The sequence below is a fragment of the Mycoplasma marinum genome (assembly GCF_004335975.1).
Classification (GTDB): domain Bacteria; phylum Bacillota_I; class Bacilli_A; order Mycoplasmatales; family Metamycoplasmataceae; genus Mycoplasma_K; species Mycoplasma_K marinum.
Genome location: NZ_PSZO01000057.1, coordinates 1 through 2035 on the forward strand (window position 1 = coordinate 1; position 2035 = coordinate 2035).

Consider the following 2035-nt stretch of genomic DNA (forward strand, 5'->3'; position numbering starts at 1 on the left):
AATTAATATTTTTAGAAAAAATATAGACTAAACCTTAGTTTTCTCCATTTTTATCACTTCCTTTATTACATAAATTATACACATTGTTATTTTTAATTGGAACGTTTAAATATGTATTAATATATATAACTAAGGTTATAAGAATATTTGAGGCTTTTGCAGGAATTGGAGCCCAAAGAAAAGCATTGCGGAATATAAAAAGTAATTATGAAGTATCAGGAATGGCTGAATGATACATTCCAGCAATTGTTTCATATCAAGCAATACATAATGGCTTTACTTTAAGCAGGGTTGACAAAAAAACTAAATTAACAGAAATGATTAAATACTTAGAGAGCAAAACACTTTCAATGGACTCAAAAGAACCGGTTAGAACGGGTTATTGATTCAAGAAGCACAAAGACATGGTTCGTATTGTTTATAGTGCTGTAAAGCTTTCTGAAGCAGAAGGAAATATTTTTGATGTTAGAACTTTGCACGAAAGAAAATTAGAAGATATTGACTTACTAACTTATTCTTTCCCTTGTCAAGATTTATCTCAACAAGGTAAACAAAGAGGAATGAAAAAAGATAGTGGAACACGTTCTGGACTTTTATGAGAAATTGAAAAAGCGCTTGAAGCAACACCAAAAGATAAATTACCAAAATACTTATTGATGGAGAATGTTGTAGCTCTAACTCATAAAACAAATAAAAAGGATTTGGATAATTGAAAAAGAAAACTTAGATCACTTGGTTACTATAATGATATTAATGTTTTAAATGCAGGTGATTTTGGCTCTTCACAAGCTAGAAGAAGAGCATTTATGATTTCTACGTTAGATTCAAAAGTCACCCTTCCACTTGGCGATAAAAAGCCGCAAGCAATATCAAAAATTTTGAATAAAGAAACGAGATCCCAAGACTTCATGCCAGCGCTTGATGAGTATGAAAAAACAGACTTCAAAAGAACGCTTTCTAATATAAAAAAATGCAAGTTAATTGATTACACATCATTTAATTCAGAGGCTTATGTTTACGATCCTAAATATACAGGACCAACTCTTACAGCTTCAGGAGCTAACTCGAGAATTAAATTTACACACCAAGGTAAGATGAGAAAAATCAACGCAGAAGAAGCGTATAGATATATGGGATTCTCAACTAATGATTATAAAAAAGTTAATAACCTTAACTTCTTAAGTGAAACAAAAATGATTTACACATGTGGTAATTCAATTTCAGTTGAAGTACTTGAAGAAATTATGTTGAAAATTATAAGAGAGGATAATAATGGATAAATCTTTGATAATAGTTAAGATACCAGTTCAATACATCCAAAAGAGCAAAGGACAAAAACTTGATTTGTTTGCTTATTACCCTTTTTATAATGGAGTATTTTATGAAGCGATTCATTGAGAAATTGTTGACGGAGTATTATCCGATGCACATAAAAATAATAAATCCGAAAAACAAAAAAAGATTAAACATGAGAAGGATGAGGTATTGGCAAAATGTTTCCAGGAAAGTCACGAGGATGGAGAAAGAAAAATATATACATTTAATAAGGATGCAAAAGAAATGTGTAATTTTAATGGAGAGTGAAAACCTAGGAGTGCAATTTCTATTGCAAGATTATTGGCTGGTTCAAATCAAAATAGAGAAGCGCCATTACGCATTAATTCCGAATGTCTATTTAAAAATCGAAAAGTTGCAAAATTATTAGACAAACCCTTCAAATTAGATGAGTCAAAACTAGAAGAAAAGATAATTAAAAAAAATACCATGGAATTAGATGCTTTCATAAAAGATATGGAATCCAAAAAAACAAATCAAAAATATTTGAAATGACTTGTTGAAAATTATGAAAAAAATAATGCCTCATGTTCTATTTTTACAAAATTAGAGGAAGAGGAAGAGGGGGATTTTTCAAGGGATTTAGAATTTTTCAAGAAAATTGGAGGAGACACTAAAATAGATATTATAAGTAAATTCGAAGAAGAGATGGGGGAAGAATACAATAGTTATTTTGAATCTAACAATGAATATAAGAGGG

2 protein-coding genes are annotated in these 2035 nt (G+C 29.8%); both read left to right on the top strand.

The window, feature by feature from the left end; translation table 4 throughout:
• Positions 1-83 precede the first annotated feature (83 nt).
• Positions 84-1280: a DNA cytosine methyltransferase gene (locus tag C4B24_RS04635; RefSeq protein ID WP_131599610.1), complete on the top strand. Its 1197-nt coding sequence runs from the start codon at positions 84-86 to the stop codon at positions 1278-1280.
• On the top strand, positions 1273-2035 hold a 763-nt coding region (locus C4B24_RS04640; RefSeq protein ID WP_131599611.1), incomplete at its 3' end, for a hypothetical protein. The genes C4B24_RS04635 and C4B24_RS04640, both read left to right, overlap by 8 nt.